Origin of the sequence: Vibrio alfacsensis (assembly GCF_019670485.1) — a bacterium.
Taxonomy (GTDB): domain Bacteria; phylum Pseudomonadota; class Gammaproteobacteria; order Enterobacterales; family Vibrionaceae; genus Vibrio; species Vibrio alfacsensis.
Genome location: NZ_AP024165.1, coordinates 2,645,652 through 2,662,105, shown reverse-complemented (window position 1 = coordinate 2,662,105; position 16,454 = coordinate 2,645,652). Strand labels below are relative to the sequence as shown.

19 protein-coding genes are annotated in these 16,454 nt (G+C 45.6%); 3 read left to right on the top strand and 16 right to left on the bottom strand.

Annotated elements, in window-relative coordinates; genetic code table 11:
* Nucleotides 1-22: 22 nt before the first annotated feature.
* The 7 genes from hemW to VA249_RS12185 form a co-directional block, all read right to left on the bottom strand.
* Nucleotides 23-1,195, bottom strand: a complete 1,173-nt coding sequence (gene hemW, locus VA249_RS12215) for a radical SAM family heme chaperone HemW (RefSeq protein ID WP_221068151.1) — start codon at nucleotides 1,193-1,195, stop codon at nucleotides 23-25.
* A gap of 33 nt (nucleotides 1,196-1,228) precedes the next feature.
* Nucleotides 1,229-1,831, bottom strand: a complete 603-nt coding sequence (locus tag VA249_RS12210; protein WP_221068150.1) for an XTP/dITP diphosphatase — start codon at nucleotides 1,829-1,831, stop codon at nucleotides 1,229-1,231.
* A gap of 94 nt (nucleotides 1,832-1,925) precedes the next feature.
* Entirely contained in the window at nucleotides 1,926-2,357 is a 432-nt protein-coding gene (locus tag VA249_RS12205; protein ID WP_211915945.1) for a DUF4426 domain-containing protein, read from the bottom strand.
* Nucleotides 2,358-2,420: 63 nt separating this feature from the next.
* The gene (yggU, locus tag VA249_RS12200; RefSeq protein ID WP_221068149.1) at nucleotides 2,421-2,711 is read right to left on the bottom strand and encodes a DUF167 family protein YggU; all 291 of its coding nucleotides are present in this window, start codon (nucleotides 2,709-2,711) and stop codon (nucleotides 2,421-2,423) included.
* The gene (locus tag VA249_RS12195; RefSeq protein ID WP_221068148.1) at nucleotides 2,711-3,268 is read right to left on the bottom strand and encodes a YggT family protein; all 558 of its coding nucleotides are present in this window, start codon (nucleotides 3,266-3,268) and stop codon (nucleotides 2,711-2,713) included. The genes yggU and VA249_RS12195 overlap by 1 nt, the downstream gene beginning before the upstream one ends.
* Before the next feature lie 52 nt (nucleotides 3,269-3,320).
* Nucleotides 3,321-4,139, bottom strand: coding sequence for a pyrroline-5-carboxylate reductase (proC, locus tag VA249_RS12190; protein WP_221068147.1), 819 nt, complete (start codon nucleotides 4,137-4,139; stop codon nucleotides 3,321-3,323).
* A gap of 174 nt (nucleotides 4,140-4,313) precedes the next feature.
* Entirely contained in the window at nucleotides 4,314-5,024 is a 711-nt protein-coding gene (locus tag VA249_RS12185) for a YggS family pyridoxal phosphate-dependent enzyme (RefSeq protein WP_221068146.1), read from the bottom strand.
* Between the two features lie 28 nt (nucleotides 5,025-5,052).
* Between VA249_RS12185 and VA249_RS12180 the strand changes: the two genes are divergently transcribed.
* The gene (locus VA249_RS12180) at nucleotides 5,053-6,093 is read left to right on the top strand and encodes a type IV pilus twitching motility protein PilT (RefSeq protein ID WP_128810138.1); all 1,041 of its coding nucleotides are present in this window, start codon (nucleotides 5,053-5,055) and stop codon (nucleotides 6,091-6,093) included.
* Between the two features lie 27 nt (nucleotides 6,094-6,120).
* Entirely contained in the window at nucleotides 6,121-7,227 is a 1,107-nt protein-coding gene (locus VA249_RS12175) for a PilT/PilU family type 4a pilus ATPase (RefSeq protein WP_221068145.1), read from the top strand.
* An 85-nt stretch (nucleotides 7,228-7,312) separates the two neighbouring features.
* Here the strand turns inward: VA249_RS12175 and ruvX are convergent, their stop codons facing one another.
* From ruvX to VA249_RS12130, 9 genes are all read right to left on the bottom strand, one after another.
* Nucleotides 7,313-7,738, bottom strand: a complete 426-nt coding sequence (gene ruvX, locus VA249_RS12170; RefSeq protein WP_221068144.1) for a Holliday junction resolvase RuvX — start codon at nucleotides 7,736-7,738, stop codon at nucleotides 7,313-7,315.
* A 30-nt stretch (nucleotides 7,739-7,768) separates the two neighbouring features.
* Nucleotides 7,769-8,332, bottom strand: a complete 564-nt coding sequence (locus tag VA249_RS12165; protein WP_221068143.1) for a YqgE/AlgH family protein — start codon at nucleotides 8,330-8,332, stop codon at nucleotides 7,769-7,771.
* Between the two features lie 139 nt (nucleotides 8,333-8,471).
* The gene (gene gshB, locus VA249_RS12160; protein ID WP_221068142.1) at nucleotides 8,472-9,422 is read right to left on the bottom strand and encodes a glutathione synthase; all 951 of its coding nucleotides are present in this window, start codon (nucleotides 9,420-9,422) and stop codon (nucleotides 8,472-8,474) included.
* A gap of 14 nt (nucleotides 9,423-9,436) precedes the next feature.
* Complete coding sequence (gene rsmE / locus VA249_RS12155; RefSeq protein WP_221069946.1) at nucleotides 9,437-10,168, bottom strand: 16S rRNA (uracil(1498)-N(3))-methyltransferase; 732 nt, start codon at nucleotides 10,166-10,168, stop codon at nucleotides 9,437-9,439.
* A gap of 135 nt (nucleotides 10,169-10,303) precedes the next feature.
* Entirely contained in the window at nucleotides 10,304-10,999 is a 696-nt protein-coding gene (endA, locus tag VA249_RS12150; RefSeq protein ID WP_221068141.1) for a deoxyribonuclease I, read from the bottom strand.
* Between the two features lie 254 nt (nucleotides 11,000-11,253).
* Entirely contained in the window at nucleotides 11,254-11,751 is a 498-nt protein-coding gene (locus VA249_RS12145; protein ID WP_221068140.1) for a SprT family zinc-dependent metalloprotease, read from the bottom strand.
* 66 nt (nucleotides 11,752-11,817) lie between these two features.
* Entirely contained in the window at nucleotides 11,818-12,615 is a 798-nt protein-coding gene (locus VA249_RS12140) for a DUF2189 domain-containing protein (protein WP_221068139.1), read from the bottom strand.
* 284 nt (nucleotides 12,616-12,899) lie between these two features.
* Nucleotides 12,900-14,054 (bottom strand): methionine adenosyltransferase, encoded by a 1,155-nt coding sequence (gene metK, locus VA249_RS12135; RefSeq protein ID WP_128810146.1) that lies wholly within the window; start codon nucleotides 14,052-14,054, stop codon nucleotides 12,900-12,902.
* Between the two features lie 174 nt (nucleotides 14,055-14,228).
* Nucleotides 14,229-14,423 carry a hypothetical protein gene (locus VA249_RS12130; RefSeq protein ID WP_128810147.1) on the bottom strand — a complete coding sequence of 65 codons (195 nt, stop codon included), beginning with the start codon at nucleotides 14,421-14,423 and terminating at the stop codon, nucleotides 14,229-14,231.
* On the opposite strand from VA249_RS12130, the gene tkt reads away from it, so the two are divergent.
* The gene (tkt, locus tag VA249_RS12125) at nucleotides 14,422-16,416 is read left to right on the top strand and encodes a transketolase (RefSeq protein ID WP_221068138.1); all 1,995 of its coding nucleotides are present in this window, start codon (nucleotides 14,422-14,424) and stop codon (nucleotides 16,414-16,416) included. The genes VA249_RS12130 and tkt overlap by 2 nt on opposite strands.
* Nucleotides 16,417-16,454 lie beyond the last annotated feature (38 nt).

Below are 16,454 nucleotides of genomic sequence, written 5' to 3'. Positions count from 1 at the left end.
CTAATAACCCAAGTCAAAGCCCTTAGTCTTCTTCGGCCATAAAGGCTTCAAGCAAGTCATTGAGGAAGAGTTTGCCTTTTTCGGTTATTTGCCAGTGGGTCTCTGTTTCACTTAGATAACCCATCTCAAGCGCCCAATCGATAGTCTCTTGAATTGAGCTCAGAGGCAGACCTGTCGTATCGATGTAGTCTTGTTTCGGGCACGCTTCCATTAAGCGGAAACGGTTCATAAAGAACTCAAACGGACGATCTTCATCAGCAACAATCTGTTCACTATCCAGATACGGCTTCACCATGTTTTGGTATGCCATCAGATAGCCACGTGGGTGTTTGACCTTAGTCGTGCGAACGATGCGCCCATCAGCAAAACTCAGCTTGCCGTGTGATCCACAACCAATGCCAAGGTAATCACCAAAGTGCCAGTAGTTTAGGTTATGTTGACACTGATAGCCCGGCTTGCTGTATCCAGAAATCTCGTATTGAACGTAACCTGCCGCTGCGAGTTTCTTATGTCCTTGCTCGAAGATATCCCACAAGTCATCGTCATCTGGCAGAGTCGGTGGCTTGTAGTAGAACATAGTGTTTGGTTCGATGGTCAGTTGATACCAAGACAAGTGCGGTGGCGCTAACTCAATCGCTTTGTCTAAGTCTGCTAAGGCTTGCTCGATGGTTTGATCCGGTAGCCCATGCATAAGATCAAGGTTGAAACTGTTCAAACCAATTTGGTGTGCCAGTTTCGCCGCTTTTACTGCTTCATCTTGACCATGAATGCGGCCCAAACGTTCGAGCTTTTGTTGTTCAAAACTCTGTACGCCGATTGAGATGCGCGTTACGCCAGCCTTGCGGTAGCCAACAAAACGCTCTGCTTCGATGGTGCCTGGGTTGGCTTCCATGGTGATTTCAATGTCAGGCTTGAACGGAATGCGCGCTTCAATGCCTTTGAGTAGTCGCTCGATGCCCTCTGCCGAAATCAAGCTCGGCGTACCACCGCCAATGAAGATTGAATGCAGTGGACGTGGCGCATCGTTTAGACGGTATTTCTCAATGTCGGTATCCAGATCTTCGAGAAGGGCATGGATGTACTCTTCTTCAGGAATCTCAGCTTTAAGCGCATGAGAGTTAAAGTCGCAATACGGGCACTTTTGCACACACCATGGGATATGGACATATAGGCTCAGTGCTGGTGGCGTTAGCATGGTTAATTTCGCTCTATATTACTGAGAAACATATTACTGAGAAACGTGCTCAGACAATTGAGCGAATAGAGATTTCAATGCTTTACCACGATGAGAAAGTTGTTTCTTACGAGTTGGCTCAAGCTCTGCTGATGCGCAGTTATCTTCTGGTACGAAGAAAATAGGATCATAGCCAAAGCCGTTTTCACCATGTGCTTCAGTTAGAATTCGACCTTCCCACTTACCGTGACAAACGATAGGAGTTGGATCGTTTTCATGACGCATCAAAACCAATACGCAGTGGAAACGAGCGGTACGTTCGGCTTCCGGCACGCCATCCATTGCTTTAAGCAGTTTCTCTAGGTTCTCTTGGTCAGAGGCTTTTTCGCCTGCGAAGCGCGCAGAGTAAATACCTGGCGCACCTTTTAAGTAATCCACTTCTAAGCCGGAGTCATCTGCAATCGCAGGGAGGCCCGTTTCTTGTGCTGCATGGCGAGCTTTGATGATCGCGTTTTCGATGAATGTCGTGCCAGTTTCTGCTACTTCAGATACGTTGAATTCACTTTGCGCTAATACTTCAAAACCGAAGTCAGACAGTAGATCTGCCATCTCACGCACTTTGCCTTGGTTGCCTGTTGCTAGCACTATTTTTTTCATGATCATCTCGTTTTGTAGCAAAAAGAAGAGTTTGATGCTCTTCAGAGTCTATGTTTATCCTAGTCTAAAAGTGAATGAGGCGATTTCGAATCAATCATTCTTCGACATAGAATTTTTGGGTAAATTTAAGCTTACCTGAACCTTTGTTTCCAGCTTTAATATCAATATCAAAAGTAAAGGTTTCTTCGTTACTGATGTTTAACTCAGAAAGGTAGTAAATCGCCTCTCCTTCTTTCACTTCACGGAATGTGAGCTTTTGTGTTTGACCAATTAAGTTTTTTGCTTGGCCGCTGATCATCGCACTAACCGCAGGTTTACCGAGTGACGCCCTGTCTAATACGCTGATGTTTATCACTGCATTGTAGCCATTACGCTTGATATCGTAGCTACGTGCGATTTTAGGCGTTAGAAAGGTAGAGTTAAACGCAATATAGTGTACTTCGATGTCTTTCATTGTTTTGAACTGACCAGCAATGCTTGGTAAAGACACAAGACTGATCAGTAGGGCCGTTATCCATTTACTCATTGTTTCTTCCTTAAATCGATATCCGTTGTTAGTTTGATACGAATTTTCGTAAATAAAAAGCCATCAAATGATGGCTTTAATCTCGGTGGGTATTTGTCCTGGGGATTCTATTCGAATTTGCTTGTGACGCCCCAGTTCTCCTTTCTCTATGTGAACCAAGCCTTTAGCAACTTTGAACTGCTTGGCTAGAAACTTGGTCAAGTGAGCGTTTGCTTTCCCGTCGACAGGCGGAGCAGTGATGGCTACTTTTAGCTCTTCACCGTGCAAGCCGACGATCTTATCTCGGCTTGCTTTCGGTTGAATGTAGAGCTTGAGTATGACATCTTCACAATCATGCCAGACAGCCGCTGTCATTATAATTGGTACCAGATAGGACCAATGATATCACCCATTAAGAAGTTGGCGAATTGTAGCAAGATGAAAAGCACTAGCACGCTTAGGTCAAAGCCACCCATAGCTGGAATAATGCGACGTATTGGCGCAAGCATTGGCTCAGTAAGTTGATGGAATACATACTCAATAGGGCTGCGGCCTTGGCTTACCCAACTCAGAATTGCGCGGATCAATAGTACCCAGAATAACAAGCCACCTGCGGCTTTAAGCAGTGATAACAAACCTAAAAATAAGAAGTCGGCACTAAAAGAGACCGAACCATTGGATGCGATAAGGATCAGTGCGACGAATTTTAGTACACATAAAACATAAGCAAACAGTACGGTTGCTAAGTCAATTCCGCCGACGGATGGAATCACTCTGCGCAGTGGAGCCACAACGGGTTGCGTCGCCTTAACAATGAATTGCGAGAACGGGTTGTAAAAGTCTGCTCGTGCAGCTTGTAACCAAATACGCAAGATAACGACCATAATATAGAGGTCGAATAGGGTTGAGATGAGAAAACTCATTGAATTCATAAGATACCCTTAACAGTAATGAACGACAGATCTCATTTTGTCGCACAGTTAATTAAAACAGTTTTTCCATTTCTTCAGCACGAGCAACCGCCGCTTGCATGGCTTTAGCTACAATATCAGACAGTTGATGCTCGTTAAATGTGCGTAAGGCCTCTGCGGTTGTTCCACCTTTTGATGTTACGTTTTCGCGCAGTGTAGACAGCTCAGTATTTGGATTCTCTACGACCATTTTTGCCGCACCAAGAGCAGACTGTTGCACCAGCATACGAGCAGTGTCTTTATCAAAACCTTGAGCTATTGCTTCTGCTTGCATTGCTTCCATAAATAGGAAGAAATAAGCAGGTGCGCTGCCCGCTGCAGCAATGACGTTGTTGATGCCAGATTCTTGTTCAACCCAACATACCTCACCGCAAGCTTTCATTAGCTCTGCCGCGAAAGCTTTATCTTGTTCTTGCACATGTTCAGGCGCATACAGACCACTCATACCCAAACCAAGTTGCGATGGTGTGTTTGGCATCACACGAACCAAGTTGAGCTTAGTCGTTAGCATGTCATCCAAACGTGAACAGTTGATGCCAGCCGCAATAGAGATAACCAGTTTATTGCTGAAGTCGATAGATTGCAGTGGTTTACACACTTCTGCCATCATTTGAGGCTTCACAGACAATACCACAACATCCGCATCTTCTGCGGCTGCGATGTTATCGCTGGTGGTTCGGATACCAAAATCTTGCTCAAGAGGTTGGCGACGCGTCTCTGATGGGGCAGTTGCAACGATGTTTTGGGCTGGATAGCCATCCGCTACTAGACCTGAAACAATCGCTCTTACCATATTGCCCGCGCCAATAAAGGCAATCTTTTTATGTTCCATATGTCTGATTTCCAAATATAAGTGCTTACAGTTTGTTGTGCGCACAGGTGTATAATGACACCCGTTCCACCTTACTTCTCTATGAGCAGTAAGGCATTGCGTCACCATGTTTGACGATGGGGCGCTGTTATTCCGTTGTGCAGTTATTGCTTTATTTAGCTTTTGCTTTTTTAGCTACGGCTTTGTTCCGTAGTCACGCGCGCCAAAAATAGCAGTGCCGATGCGAACCATGGTGCTACCTGCTTCGATAGCAGCATCCATATCACCACTCATCCCCATAGATAGCGTATCGACATCTGGGTATTGTTGAGTTAGCTTTTCTTTTAACGTTGCCAATTGTTTGAAAGCGCGAAGCTGTGATTCGTAATCGGATACGTTAGCAGGAATCGACATCAACCCTCTTAACGTGAGGTTAGGTAGGCGAGAAATCAACTCTGCCAGCTCGAATACTTCGGCATCATTGACGCCCGACTTGGATTCTTCTCCGCTGGTGTTTACTTGAATCAACACTTGCAATGGCGCGAGTTCATTAGGACGCTGGTCGCTAAGACGCTGAGCAATTTTAGCGCGATCAATGGTATGAACCCAATCGAAATGTTCGGCGACAGGGCGAGATTTATTGGATTGAATGGGACCAATAAAGTGCCATTCGATGGCATTATCAGGGTAGTGTTCCGCGAAGTGTTGAACTTTGCTGACCCCTTCTTGAACATAGTTTTCGCCAAAAGCGATTTGGCCAGCGTGGTGAGCTTCTAGAATTGCGTCTACAGGTTTTGTTTTGCTGACGGCTAGAAGTTGCACTGACTCTGGAGAACGACCACATTTTTGTTCATCGTGGCGAATTTGGGAGGTGATATGTTCAATATTTTGTTGAATACTACTCATAGCTGTACTTTAGACTTAAGGATTTTAAATGGATATCACTGAGTTACTGGATTTTAGTGTAAAACATAATGCATCAGATCTACATCTTTCTGCCGGTGTTCCCCCAATGGTACGTATTGATGGGGACGTAAGAAAGCTTGGCATACCAGCGTTTACACACCAAGAAGTGCATCGTCTCGTTTTTGAAATCATGAACGATGCACAACGCAGTGAATTCGAAGAAAAACTCGAAGTCGATTTTTCCTTTGAAATGCATAATGTCGGTCGTTTCCGTGTGAACGCTTTCAATCAATCTCGAGGTTGTGCTGCTGTCTTTCGTACCATCCCAAGTAGCATTCCAACCTTGGATGAGTTAGAAGCGCCAGAAATTTTCAAAAAAATAGCGAATGCTGAAAAAGGTTTGGTGTTGGTGACAGGGCCAACGGGTTCGGGTAAATCGACAACACTCGCTGCTATTGTTGACTACATTAACCGCAATCACAACAAGCATATCTTAACAATTGAAGATCCGATCGAGTTTGTTCATACCAATAACAAATGTTTGATCAACCAACGTGAAGTTCACCGTGATACCCACAGTTTCCAAAATGCACTGCGTAGCGCGCTCCGTGAAGACCCGGACGTGATTTTGGTCGGGGAAATGCGTGATAAGGAAACCATCAGCCTAGCACTTACAGCCGCAGAAACCGGCCACCTTGTTTTTGGTACGCTGCACACAAGTTCAGCGGCGAAAACCATCGACCGTATTATTGACGTATTCCCAGGCAGCGATAAAGACATGGTACGCTCAATGCTGTCTGAATCACTGCGCTCTGTTATTGCCCAAAAGCTATTAAAGCGAAATGGTGGCGGCCGGATTGCTTGTCATGAAATCATGATGGCAACCCCTGCTATTCGTAACCTTATTCGCGAAGATAAAGTTGCTCAGATGTACTCTATTATTCAAACGGGTGCCGCTCATGGAATGCAAACCATGGAACAAAATGCGCGTCAGTTGATGGCTCAAGGTATGGTTTCTCATGATGAGGCCGAAAAAAAGGTTGGCCTTGAAGCACAACAATTCTCGTAACGAATTTGATAATAGCGAACACGTGGTATGGATCTGAACAAATTTCTTGAGGGTATGCTCACGCTTAAAGCTTCGGACCTCTATATTACGGTCGGTGCTCCAATACTGTTTCGAGTTGATGGAGAGCTCCGCCCACAAGGTGAGAAGCTGACCGAGCATGATGTAGCGCAGTTGCTTGATAGTGCCATGGAGCCTGATCGTCGCCGAGAATTTCGTAGTAGCCGTGAATCTAACTTCGCCATAGTAAGAGGCTGTGGGCGTTTTCGCGTCAGCGCTTTTTTTCAGCGTGAATTACCAGGGGCGGTGATTCGTCGTATTGAGACCAATATTCCGACCTTTGAGCAATTAAAGTTGCCGTTGGTTTTGCAAGATCTTGCTGTTGCTAAGCGAGGGCTAGTGCTGGTGGTTGGTGCGACAGGGTCGGGTAAATCGACGACAATGGCTGCAATGACGGGGTATCGAAACAACAATAAAGCGGGTCATATTCTAACGGTTGAGGATCCCATTGAGTTTGTGCATGAGCATAAGCGTTGTATCGTCACACAACGAGAAGTGGGTTTAGATACTGAAAGCTACGAGGTGGCGCTTAAGAACTCGCTCCGTCAAGCGCCAGACATGATTTTGATTGGTGAAATTCGCAGTCGAGAAACGATGGAATATGCGATGACGTTCGCGGAAACTGGGCATCTTTGCATGGCAACCCTGCACGCTAACAATGCTAACCAAGCCCTTGAGCGCATCTTACATTTAGTGCCAAACGATCAAAAAGAGCAGTTTCTATTTGATTTGTCGATGAACTTAAAAGGTGTGATAGGCCAACAACTTATCAGAGATAAAAATGGTCAAGGTCGACATGGGGTATTTGAAGTTCTGTTAAATAGCCCGCGAGTTTCTGATTTAATTCGTCGAGGTGATTTACATGAACTCAAAGCGACGATGGCACGCTCAAATGAATTTGGTATGTTGACGTTCGACCAGTCACTCTACAAGTTGGTGATGCAAGGTAAGATCAGTGAGGAGGATGCGTTGCACAGTGCGGATTCTGCAAATGATCTTCGCTTAATGTTGAAAACTCAGCGCGGAGAATCTTTCTCATCGGGCAGTTTAGAAAACGTTAAGATCGATATGGATTGAGCTGTTTTAGCTGGTCAGCATTCTAAATGGTTAAAAGGTTGGTGAATTCCAACCTTTTTTGTTTGATGCTCATTGGCGAAAAGAGTTATTCACCCCACAGGGTTTCAAACCAACTTTCTAGGATAACAACAGCAGACTGGCAGTCAATATTGCCTTTAGATAGCGCTTTGTAACCGCCCATACTAAATAGTTCCGCGCGCGCTTCTGCAGTAGATAAGCGTTCATCGTGCAACTCAACGGGTAGTCCATATCGCCCGTGCAAGCGGTTCGCGAATTTTTTTGCTCGAGGTGTGATGGTTGCTAGATCCTTACCATGGAGGTCAGTGGGTAAGCCGACAACCAATAGATCGGGTTGCCACTCTTTGATCTGTTTTTCGATATCATCCCAATTTGGAATACCGTCGTTGGCTTTAAATGCTTTCAGTGGAGAAGCGGTACCAGTAACTTCTTGGCCGATGGCGCTGCCAATACTCTTTGTACCAAAGTCAAAAGCCATAATTGTGCGTGACATGTCGAGTCTCGAATCTAAATGTTGAATGAATTAAGCGTGACCAGCATCAGAAGATAGCTGGCTCGGGTCGATCCCCAGTTTCTCTACCGCTTTCTTCCAGCGTTCCGTAATCGGAGTATCGAAGATAATTTCTGGTGTGGCTTCAATGGTTAACCATGAATTTTCTGCCAACTCGGTTTCTAGCTGTCCGGCGCTCCATCCTGCGTATCCTAGTGCAACTAAATAGTCGCTCGGCTCTGCTTCCGTACCCAATACAGATAAAATGTCACGAGAGGTCGTAACGGACAGGTCGTCGGTCATTTGGATGCTCGATTCATAGTAATCTTTTGGTTTATGCAGAATGAAACCACGATCTTCAGAAACCGGCCCCCCATTATATACCGGTCTGTCTAGACTTGCTTCAAACAGGCGAGGATGAACAGGTTGTACTTCCACTTGTTTTAGCATGTTCCCCACGGTGATATCGACAGGCGCATTGATGATAAAACCCATAGCGCCTTCTTCATTATGTTCACAAAGGTAAATGACACTATTTTGGAAATAAGGGTCTTTCATTCCTGGCATTGCAACTAAGAAGTGGTTTTTAAGGTTCATCTGGTTGACCTTTAAGAAAAGTGAGGTCACTTAAGTAAACATCAAGATGTGGAATCTGAGTTTGTTAAGTTAACAAGGGACTGTGCAACATACCCAAGCCCGTTAACGCTGCTTGGGTATAATTGTACTACAATTTGAGTTATTCGCCTTTTATACGGCGCTCAATCGCGTCCATTAGCTTACCGGTGATAGAAATATCAAAAGCTGCTTCGATTTCGCGAATACAAGTTGGGCTCGTTACGTTGATTTCCGTTAGTTTGTCACCGATGACATCAAGGCCAACAAAAATAAGCCCTTTCTCTTTTAGTGTTGGCGCAACTGCTTGTGCGATCTGCATGTCAGTTTCGCTTAGTGGACGAGCTTCTCCAGTACCACCCGCCGCTAGGTTACCACGCGTTTCACCTTTCGCTGGGATACGAGCTAAGCAGTAAGGCATTGGTTCACCATCGACCACAAGAATACGCTTATCACCATTGCTGATATCTGGCACGAACGTTTGTGCCATTGCGTAGTTTTGACCATGATTGGTGAGTGTTTCGATGATCACAGATACGTTTGGATCGTTTTCTTTTACGCGGAAGATCGAAGCGCCACCCATACCATCAAGTGGTTTTAGGATCACGTCACCATGCTCTTCTCGGAACGCTTTAATTTTTTCTGCTTTACGCGTTACGATGGTGGTGGGTGTTAGCTCTGGGAACCAAGCGGTAAATAGTTTCTCGTTACAGTCACGTAAGCTTTGCGGCTTGTTCACGATCAGAGTGCCTTGCTCTTCTGCACGTTCAAGAATGTAAGTAGCATAGATGTATTCGGTGTCGAACGGAGGATCTTTGCGCATCAGAACCGCATCTAGTTCAGAAAGTTCGATAGTTTGCTCTGATTTGAATTCGTACCAACCGTTTGGATCTTCTTTTAGTTCTACTACTTTGGTATCTGCGATCGCTTTACCTTGGTCTAGGTGAAGGTCGTTCATTTCCATGTAGTGGATTTCGTAGCCGCGGCGTTGCGCTTCAAGCATCATGGCAAAGCTAGAGTCTTTTTTGATGTTAATGGACGAGATAGGGTCCATTACAATACCCATTTTGATCATTGTGTTTCTCCGTTTTAACCGAGATCGCCGAAACGAACTTGTAAAGCTGTAATTGCTGTCAGAGCTGCCGTTTCGGTGCGCAAAACGCGTGGGCCGAGCAGCGTCTCTTCAAATTGGTATTCGCGTGTCATGTCGATTTCATCTGCCGATAATCCACCTTCAGGGCCAATCAATAGGCGCACCTTTTCAACAGGTGTTGGCAGGGTGTTGATGGAATACTTTGCGCGAGGGTGCAAGTTCAGTTTTAAACCATCGTACTCTTCTTGGCACCACTCTTCTAAGCTCATGATTGGACGAATTTCTGGTACGACATTTCGACCACATTGCTCACAAGCACTTACTGCTATTTTTTGCCATTGAGCGAGTTTTTTCTCGAAACGTTTTTGATCTAGCTTGACTCCACAACGCTCAGAGATGAGTGGAGTAATGGTGTTTACGCCGAGTTCAACGGATTTTTGAATGGTAAACTCCATTTTATCGCCACGTGAAATCACTTGCCCTAGATGTAGATCTAGAGGCGACTCAATACTGTTATCTACACGCTCTGTAAGGTTAACCATGACACTTTTTTTGCTGACTTCACTAATAAGGGCAGGGAACTCTGCTCCGTTACCGTCAAAGAGCAGTACTTCTTGACCCTCTTTCATGCGAAGTACGCGCCCGATATGGTTTGCAGCGTCTTCACTTAAAGCAAGGGAGCCAAGTTGTGAAATGGTTTCTGGGTGATAAATTCGAGGGATACGCATCGTTTCGATTTCCTGCATACGCGAGTATTTAAACTCTAACATGGATGCTTTCTACCGAAAAAACAAGGGGCAAGAGGCGTGTAAATATCCACGCCTCGATTAGGTAATGGGCTAGTGCTCGTTTAAGTGAACAAATTACAGTGCACGGCAAGCTTCTTGAACAAATGGGTTGTGGTTGCCTTGGATCTTGGCAATACGTTCATCGCGTTTACATTCCCATTTATCGACAGGGTAGGTTTTGTTCCAGGCACTCATCAACTGGCTTTGTTGCTTGGACAGTTTGAAACCATATTCTTTGCTCATGTAAAGGTATGTTCGAGCAATAGAGCCTCGAGCACGATCGGGTGGCATTACCTTGCGTTGCTTGAAGTTGACCTGCATTTCACAGCGACCGTAGCTGACGCCGTCTATACCGTTCCATTGGCTGAAGTTGTAGTTCGAACGGTCACCGTTTACTTCACCAATCGCTGGTGTCAGGTTGTGGAGATCGGCTTCCATTGATTTGAATTGTTTGTCACGGCGAGAGCAATTCTTACGTCCGCCATCTTGCCAGCATTGTAGCTGGTGGCCGAATTGCCAAGCTGGGACCACATGTTCCCATTCAATGCGAGAAGCGCGGGTTTGTTGCTTGCGAACCTGATAGCCGCAAGAGGAAAGATCCGGAATGCCCTTTCGGCCCTGCCATTTGATGTCACAGCCACAGTAGAAACTTGTTGGATGATCGGCGTAGATTTTTACCGCTTCACGTTTGGCTGCGGAGAAAGAGCTAGGAGGCGCAGCAATTGCCGCACTAGAAAGCGCAAGTAAGAATAAAGAGAACAGGTATTTCATGATTAAAGTCTTTAAAAAGTATGACTTTACCAATTCTATCACGCAAAAATTAGTTTTAGTGATGAGTATGTTAACAATAGTGATTCAAAGAGAGAACCGAGTATGGAGTGTGATGCGCTTTTGATGAGCTGCTTTTGATGAGCTAAGTAAGAGAAATATGTTTAAGTATTTCAAAAATTGAAAATTAGGAGAATGGGTGATGAAAGATGCTAAGTGTAAAGAAAACAATTAAGTATAAAGAAACAAGCTAAGCGTTAAGAAAGCTGAGTTCCCGTAAAGCTCAACTTCTGGCGACATTTTTGACAAGAATATACCGCTTCTTTGCGGAGAACTTTATTGTGGCGTCGTATCGATAGTGGGTAAACCGTACAGGCGCAGCGGTACTCAAAGGTTTTACCTTGGACTGATGCGATATTAAAATTATGAGTGGTTTTAGCGGGGACGTTAAAGACGGCCTCCATAACACCTTGCCACTCTTTGCCGTGTGGCCTCACGCGACCATACACTTGATAGGTAACAAGATGTGCCACTTCATGAGGAATCACCTCTTGGAGAAAAGCCTTTGGGTTCTCTGAGAACAGTTTTGGATTTAAGCGAATCTCATTGAGTTGCAAATAAGCTTTGCCTGCCGCTTTGCCGCGAACACTAAAAGAGAGTGATGGCATGGGAAAAGAACGTTTGAATGCTTGTTCAGCCATCATGATGTAATCTGCCATCACTTGTTTGGCGTTATAGCTCAGTTCTATATCCACGACTTACCTCATTTAATCAACAAAAAGCCCCCGCGTGAGCGAGGGCCGGATCATAGCATCAGTTTTCTAAGGTGTGTGTTTTTTCTTAATGATGGCATGGTATGCATGCCAAGTACCGTAGCCTAAGATTGGCATCGTAAACAGCATACCAATACCATAAGTAGCAAAGCCAATTAAGATACCGCCACAAATAATCGCAGCCCAAACAATCATTGCAGGAATGTTGGATTTCACCGCGTTAAAGCTGGTAAATACGGCCGTCATCATATCCACGCGACGTTCCATCATTAAAGGTATGGAGAATGCGGAAATACTGAAAACCACACAAGCTAAAACAAAACCAACGAGCGAACCAATAACCAAGAAAGGTAAGAATTCAGTTAGCGGAGCGCCCTGTACAGATGGGTATAGAGCGTGAAGTAGGGCAGCGATACGCATCCAGAAAATCATGCATACTGCGAGCATTACCGCGAAAGCCCACTGCGATGTTGAGTTACGTCCGATGGCTTTCATTGAGTGGAATAAGCTGGGTTTATGCCCACGTTCTCTCTCCCAACTTGCATCATATAAGCCGAGTGCAAGAAAAGGCCCAATCAGCATATAAACGATAAGACTTGGCATCACGACGAGGTGGGTACCTTGCCACTGAACAAGGAGCACAATACCAATCGCTGCAGCCATAAAACAGATGCCGTAGAAAGCACTAATGATGGGCATTCGGACGAAGTCGTTCAACCCTAACGCTAACCAGTGAAATGGCGCGGTAAGGTTAATGGTATTGCAAGGGATGGTTCTAGCATATTCGTTGTCAGGGACTGCCTTATGTTTATTGTGGAAGTCTGACGGATTCACAGTACGAGGCATAATTCCTCCTTGATTTGCTCCCCTACGGGCTCAAATTCATCTTGAATGAAACGGACCGGATGCCTGACTGACGCATTATATGCCCCTCTAGCCACGTGAGTCTGCATCTTATTTCGAATAGTTATATGCATCGAGAAGTGCATTTAACATTACGTTAACTATTGATGGGGTTGGCGCAATTTACAAATAATTGCTGAAGTTTTGTTCGATGTAATGTGAAAGAGTGCAAATACAAAAAGCCCTCACCAAAAGGTGAGGGCTTAATTGATTCTTGCGAGATTTGATTATTTGATGCCAGCAAAATCGCGTAGAAGTTCAGCTTTATCAGTCGCTTCCCATGGGAATTCTTCGCGACCAAAGTGGCCGTATGCTGCTGTCTTCTTGTAGATTGGTTGAAGAAGGTTCAGCATTTCTTGCAGACCGTATGGACGTAGGTCGAAGAATTGACGAACGGCTTCAATGATGATGTCGTGTGATACTTTCTCAGTACCGAACGTTTCAACCATGATAGACGTTGGATCCGCCACACCGATAGCGTATGAAAGTTGGATTTCACAACGGTCAGCCATGCCTGCAGCTACGATGTTTTTCGCTACATAACGCGCTGCATATGCTGCAGAGCGGTCTACTTTCGATGGATCTTTACCAGAGAATGCACCGCCACCGTGACGAGCTGCGCCGCCGTAGGTATCAACGATGATCTTACGACCAGTCAGACCACAGTCACCCATTGGACCGCCAATAACGAAACGACCTGTTGGGTTAATGAAGAAGTTGGTGTCTTTGCTAATCCACTCTGATGGCAGTACTGGCTTGATGATTTCTTCCATAACCGCTTCACGTAGATCAGGTGTTGATACTGAATCACAGTGCTGAGTTGAAAGAACAACGGCATCGATGCCTACGATCTTACCTTGGTCGTACTGGAAAGTAACCTGAGACTTCGCATCTGGACGTAGGAAGTCTAGCTTACCGCTCTTGCGCACTTCAGCTTGCTTTTTCACTAGCAAGTGAGAGTAAGTAATTGGAGCTGGCATTAAAATTTCAGTTTCGTTCGTTGCGTAACCAAACATGATACCTTGGTCACCCGCGCCTTGCTCTTTAGGATCGGCTTTATCAACACCTTGGTTGATGTCTGGTGATTGCTTACCAATGGTGTTTAGAACAGCACAAGAGTTAGCATCAAAGCCCATGTCTGAGTGAACGTAACCGATTTCACGTACGGTTTCACGAGTCAGTTCTTCGATATCAACCCACGCAGAAGTTGTGATCTCACCACCTACCATAACCATGCCGGTTTTTACGTAAGTCTCACAAGCAACACGTGCCTTAGGGTCTTGCTCAAGAATAGCATCAAGAACTGCGTCAGAGATTTGGTCTGCGATTTTATCTGGATGACCTTCTGATACCGACTCAGAAGTGAACAGGTGCTTAGCCATGATAGCTCCAATCTAAAAGTTTACTCATGGCTAACTAACCCAAGCTGGCCACGAAAAATTCAATACTGTTTGTAGGTGTTTCTACATCTAGACGTCTATTTTAAATTTCCGTGTTCGAATTACAAGCTATTTTTCAGTTTGAATTCACACAGCATATTTCCCAAACGTTTGCTTTTAGTGTGGTGAATTTAAACAAAAAGCGGGATAACTAGAAAAAGATTGCGCTAAAACCTCAAAAATGGTGAGTAAAACGTTTGCAGTCGGATTTTTGCTTTGAGAGAATATTGCTCGCACTTTAACGCCCAACATGATTTGGGGTTGTGCCAACATTCCTTTATTAATTCGCTTAATGCACTCAGGAGCAGACATGTCTTCTCGTAAACATCTGGCTAATGCAATCCGCGCTCTAAGCATGGATGGCGTTCAACAAGCAAACTCTGGCCACCCAGGCGCACCTATGGGTATGGCTGATATCGCTGAAGTTCTTTGGCGTTCTCACCTAAATCACAACCCAGCAAACCCAGAGTGGGCTGACCGCGACCGTTTTGTTTTGTCTAACGGCCACGGCTCTATGCTGATCTACTCTCTACTGCATCTGAGCGGATACGAGCTGTCTATCGATGATCTTAAGAACTTCCGTCAGCTTCACTCTAAGACTCCAGGTCACCCAGAGTACGGCTACGCGCCTGGTATCGAGACAACGACGGGTCCTCTAGGTCAAGGCATCACTAACGCAGTTGGTATGGCAATGGCTGAGAAGGCACTAGCGGCTCAGTTCAACAAAGAAGGCCACGACATCGTCGATCACTTCACTTATGTGTTCATGGGTGATGGCTGTTTGATGGAAGGTATCTCGCACGAAGCATGTTCACTTGCTGGTACGCTAGGCCTAGGCAAACTGATTGCATTCTGGGATGACAACGGCATCTCTATCGATGGTCACGTTGAAGGTTGGTTCTCTGACGACACGCCTAAGCGTTTTGAAGCATACGGCTGGCACGTAATTCCGGCGGTAGACGGTCACGATTCTGAAGCAATCAATGCTGCAATTGAAGCGGCAAAAGCGGACCCTCGTCCTACGCTTATCTGTACTAAAACTATCATCGGCTTTGGTTCTCCAAACAAATCAGGCTCTCACGACTGTCACGGTGCGCCACTAGGTGCGGAAGAAATCGCAGCAGCACGTGAATTCCTAGGTTGGGAACACCCAGCATTTGAAATCCCAGCAGACGTATACGCACAGTGGGATGCGAAAGCAGCAGGAACTGAGAAAGAAGCAGCTTGGAACGCGAAGTTCGAAGCTTACGCAGCAGCTTACCCTGCAGAAGCAGCAGAGCTTAAGCGTCGTCTAAACGGCGAACTTCCTGCACAGTGGGAAGAGAAGACAAGCCAGATTATTGCTGACCTTCAAGCTAACCCAGCAAACATCGCATCACGTAAAGCATCTCAAAACGCACTAGAAGCGTTTGGTCAAATGCTTCCAGAATTCATGGGCGGCTCTGCTGACCTAGCGCCTTCTAACCTAACCATGTGGTCTGGTTCTAAGTCTCTAGAAGCGAACGACTTCTCTGGTAACTACATCCACTACGGTGTACGTGAATTCGGTATGACTGCGATCATGAACGGTATCGCTCTACACGGCGGTTTCGTTCCTTACGGCGCAACATTCCTAATGTTCATGGAATACGCACGTAACGCTATGCGTATGGCTGCTCTGATGAAAGTTCAGAACATCCAAGTTTACACGCACGATTCTATCGGTCTTGGCGAAGATGGCCCAACTCACCAACCAGTTGAGCAAATTGCTTCTCTACGTTTGACTCCAAACATGAGCACATGGCGCCCATGTGACCAAGTTGAGTCTGCAGTTTCATGGAAGCTTGCTATTGAACGTAAAGATGGTCCATCGGCACTTATCTTCTCTCGTCAAAACCTAGCGCAACAAGAACGTACTGCTGAGCAAGTAGCGGACATCGCGAAAGGTGCTTACATCCTGAAAGACAGCGATGGTAAGCCTGAGCTAATCCTAATCGCAACAGGTTCTGAAGTTGAACTAGCAGTGAAAGCAGCTGAGCAACTAACGGCTGAAGGTAAGAAAGTACGCGTTGTTTCAATGCCATCAACAGATGCATTCGACAAGCAAGACGCCGCTTACCGTGAATCTGTACTGCCATCAGACGTAACAGCACGTATCGCGGTAGAAGCGGGCATTGCTGATTTCTGGTACAAGTACGTTGGCTTTGACGGTCGCATCATCGGTATGACAACATTCGGTGAATCTGCGCCGGCTGACCAACTGTTCGAGATGTTTGGTTTCACTGTAGAAAACGTAGTGAACACAGCAAAAGAACTATTAGCGTAATTTAGCGCTAGAAATGAAAAACCGAGCGTTAGTGCTCG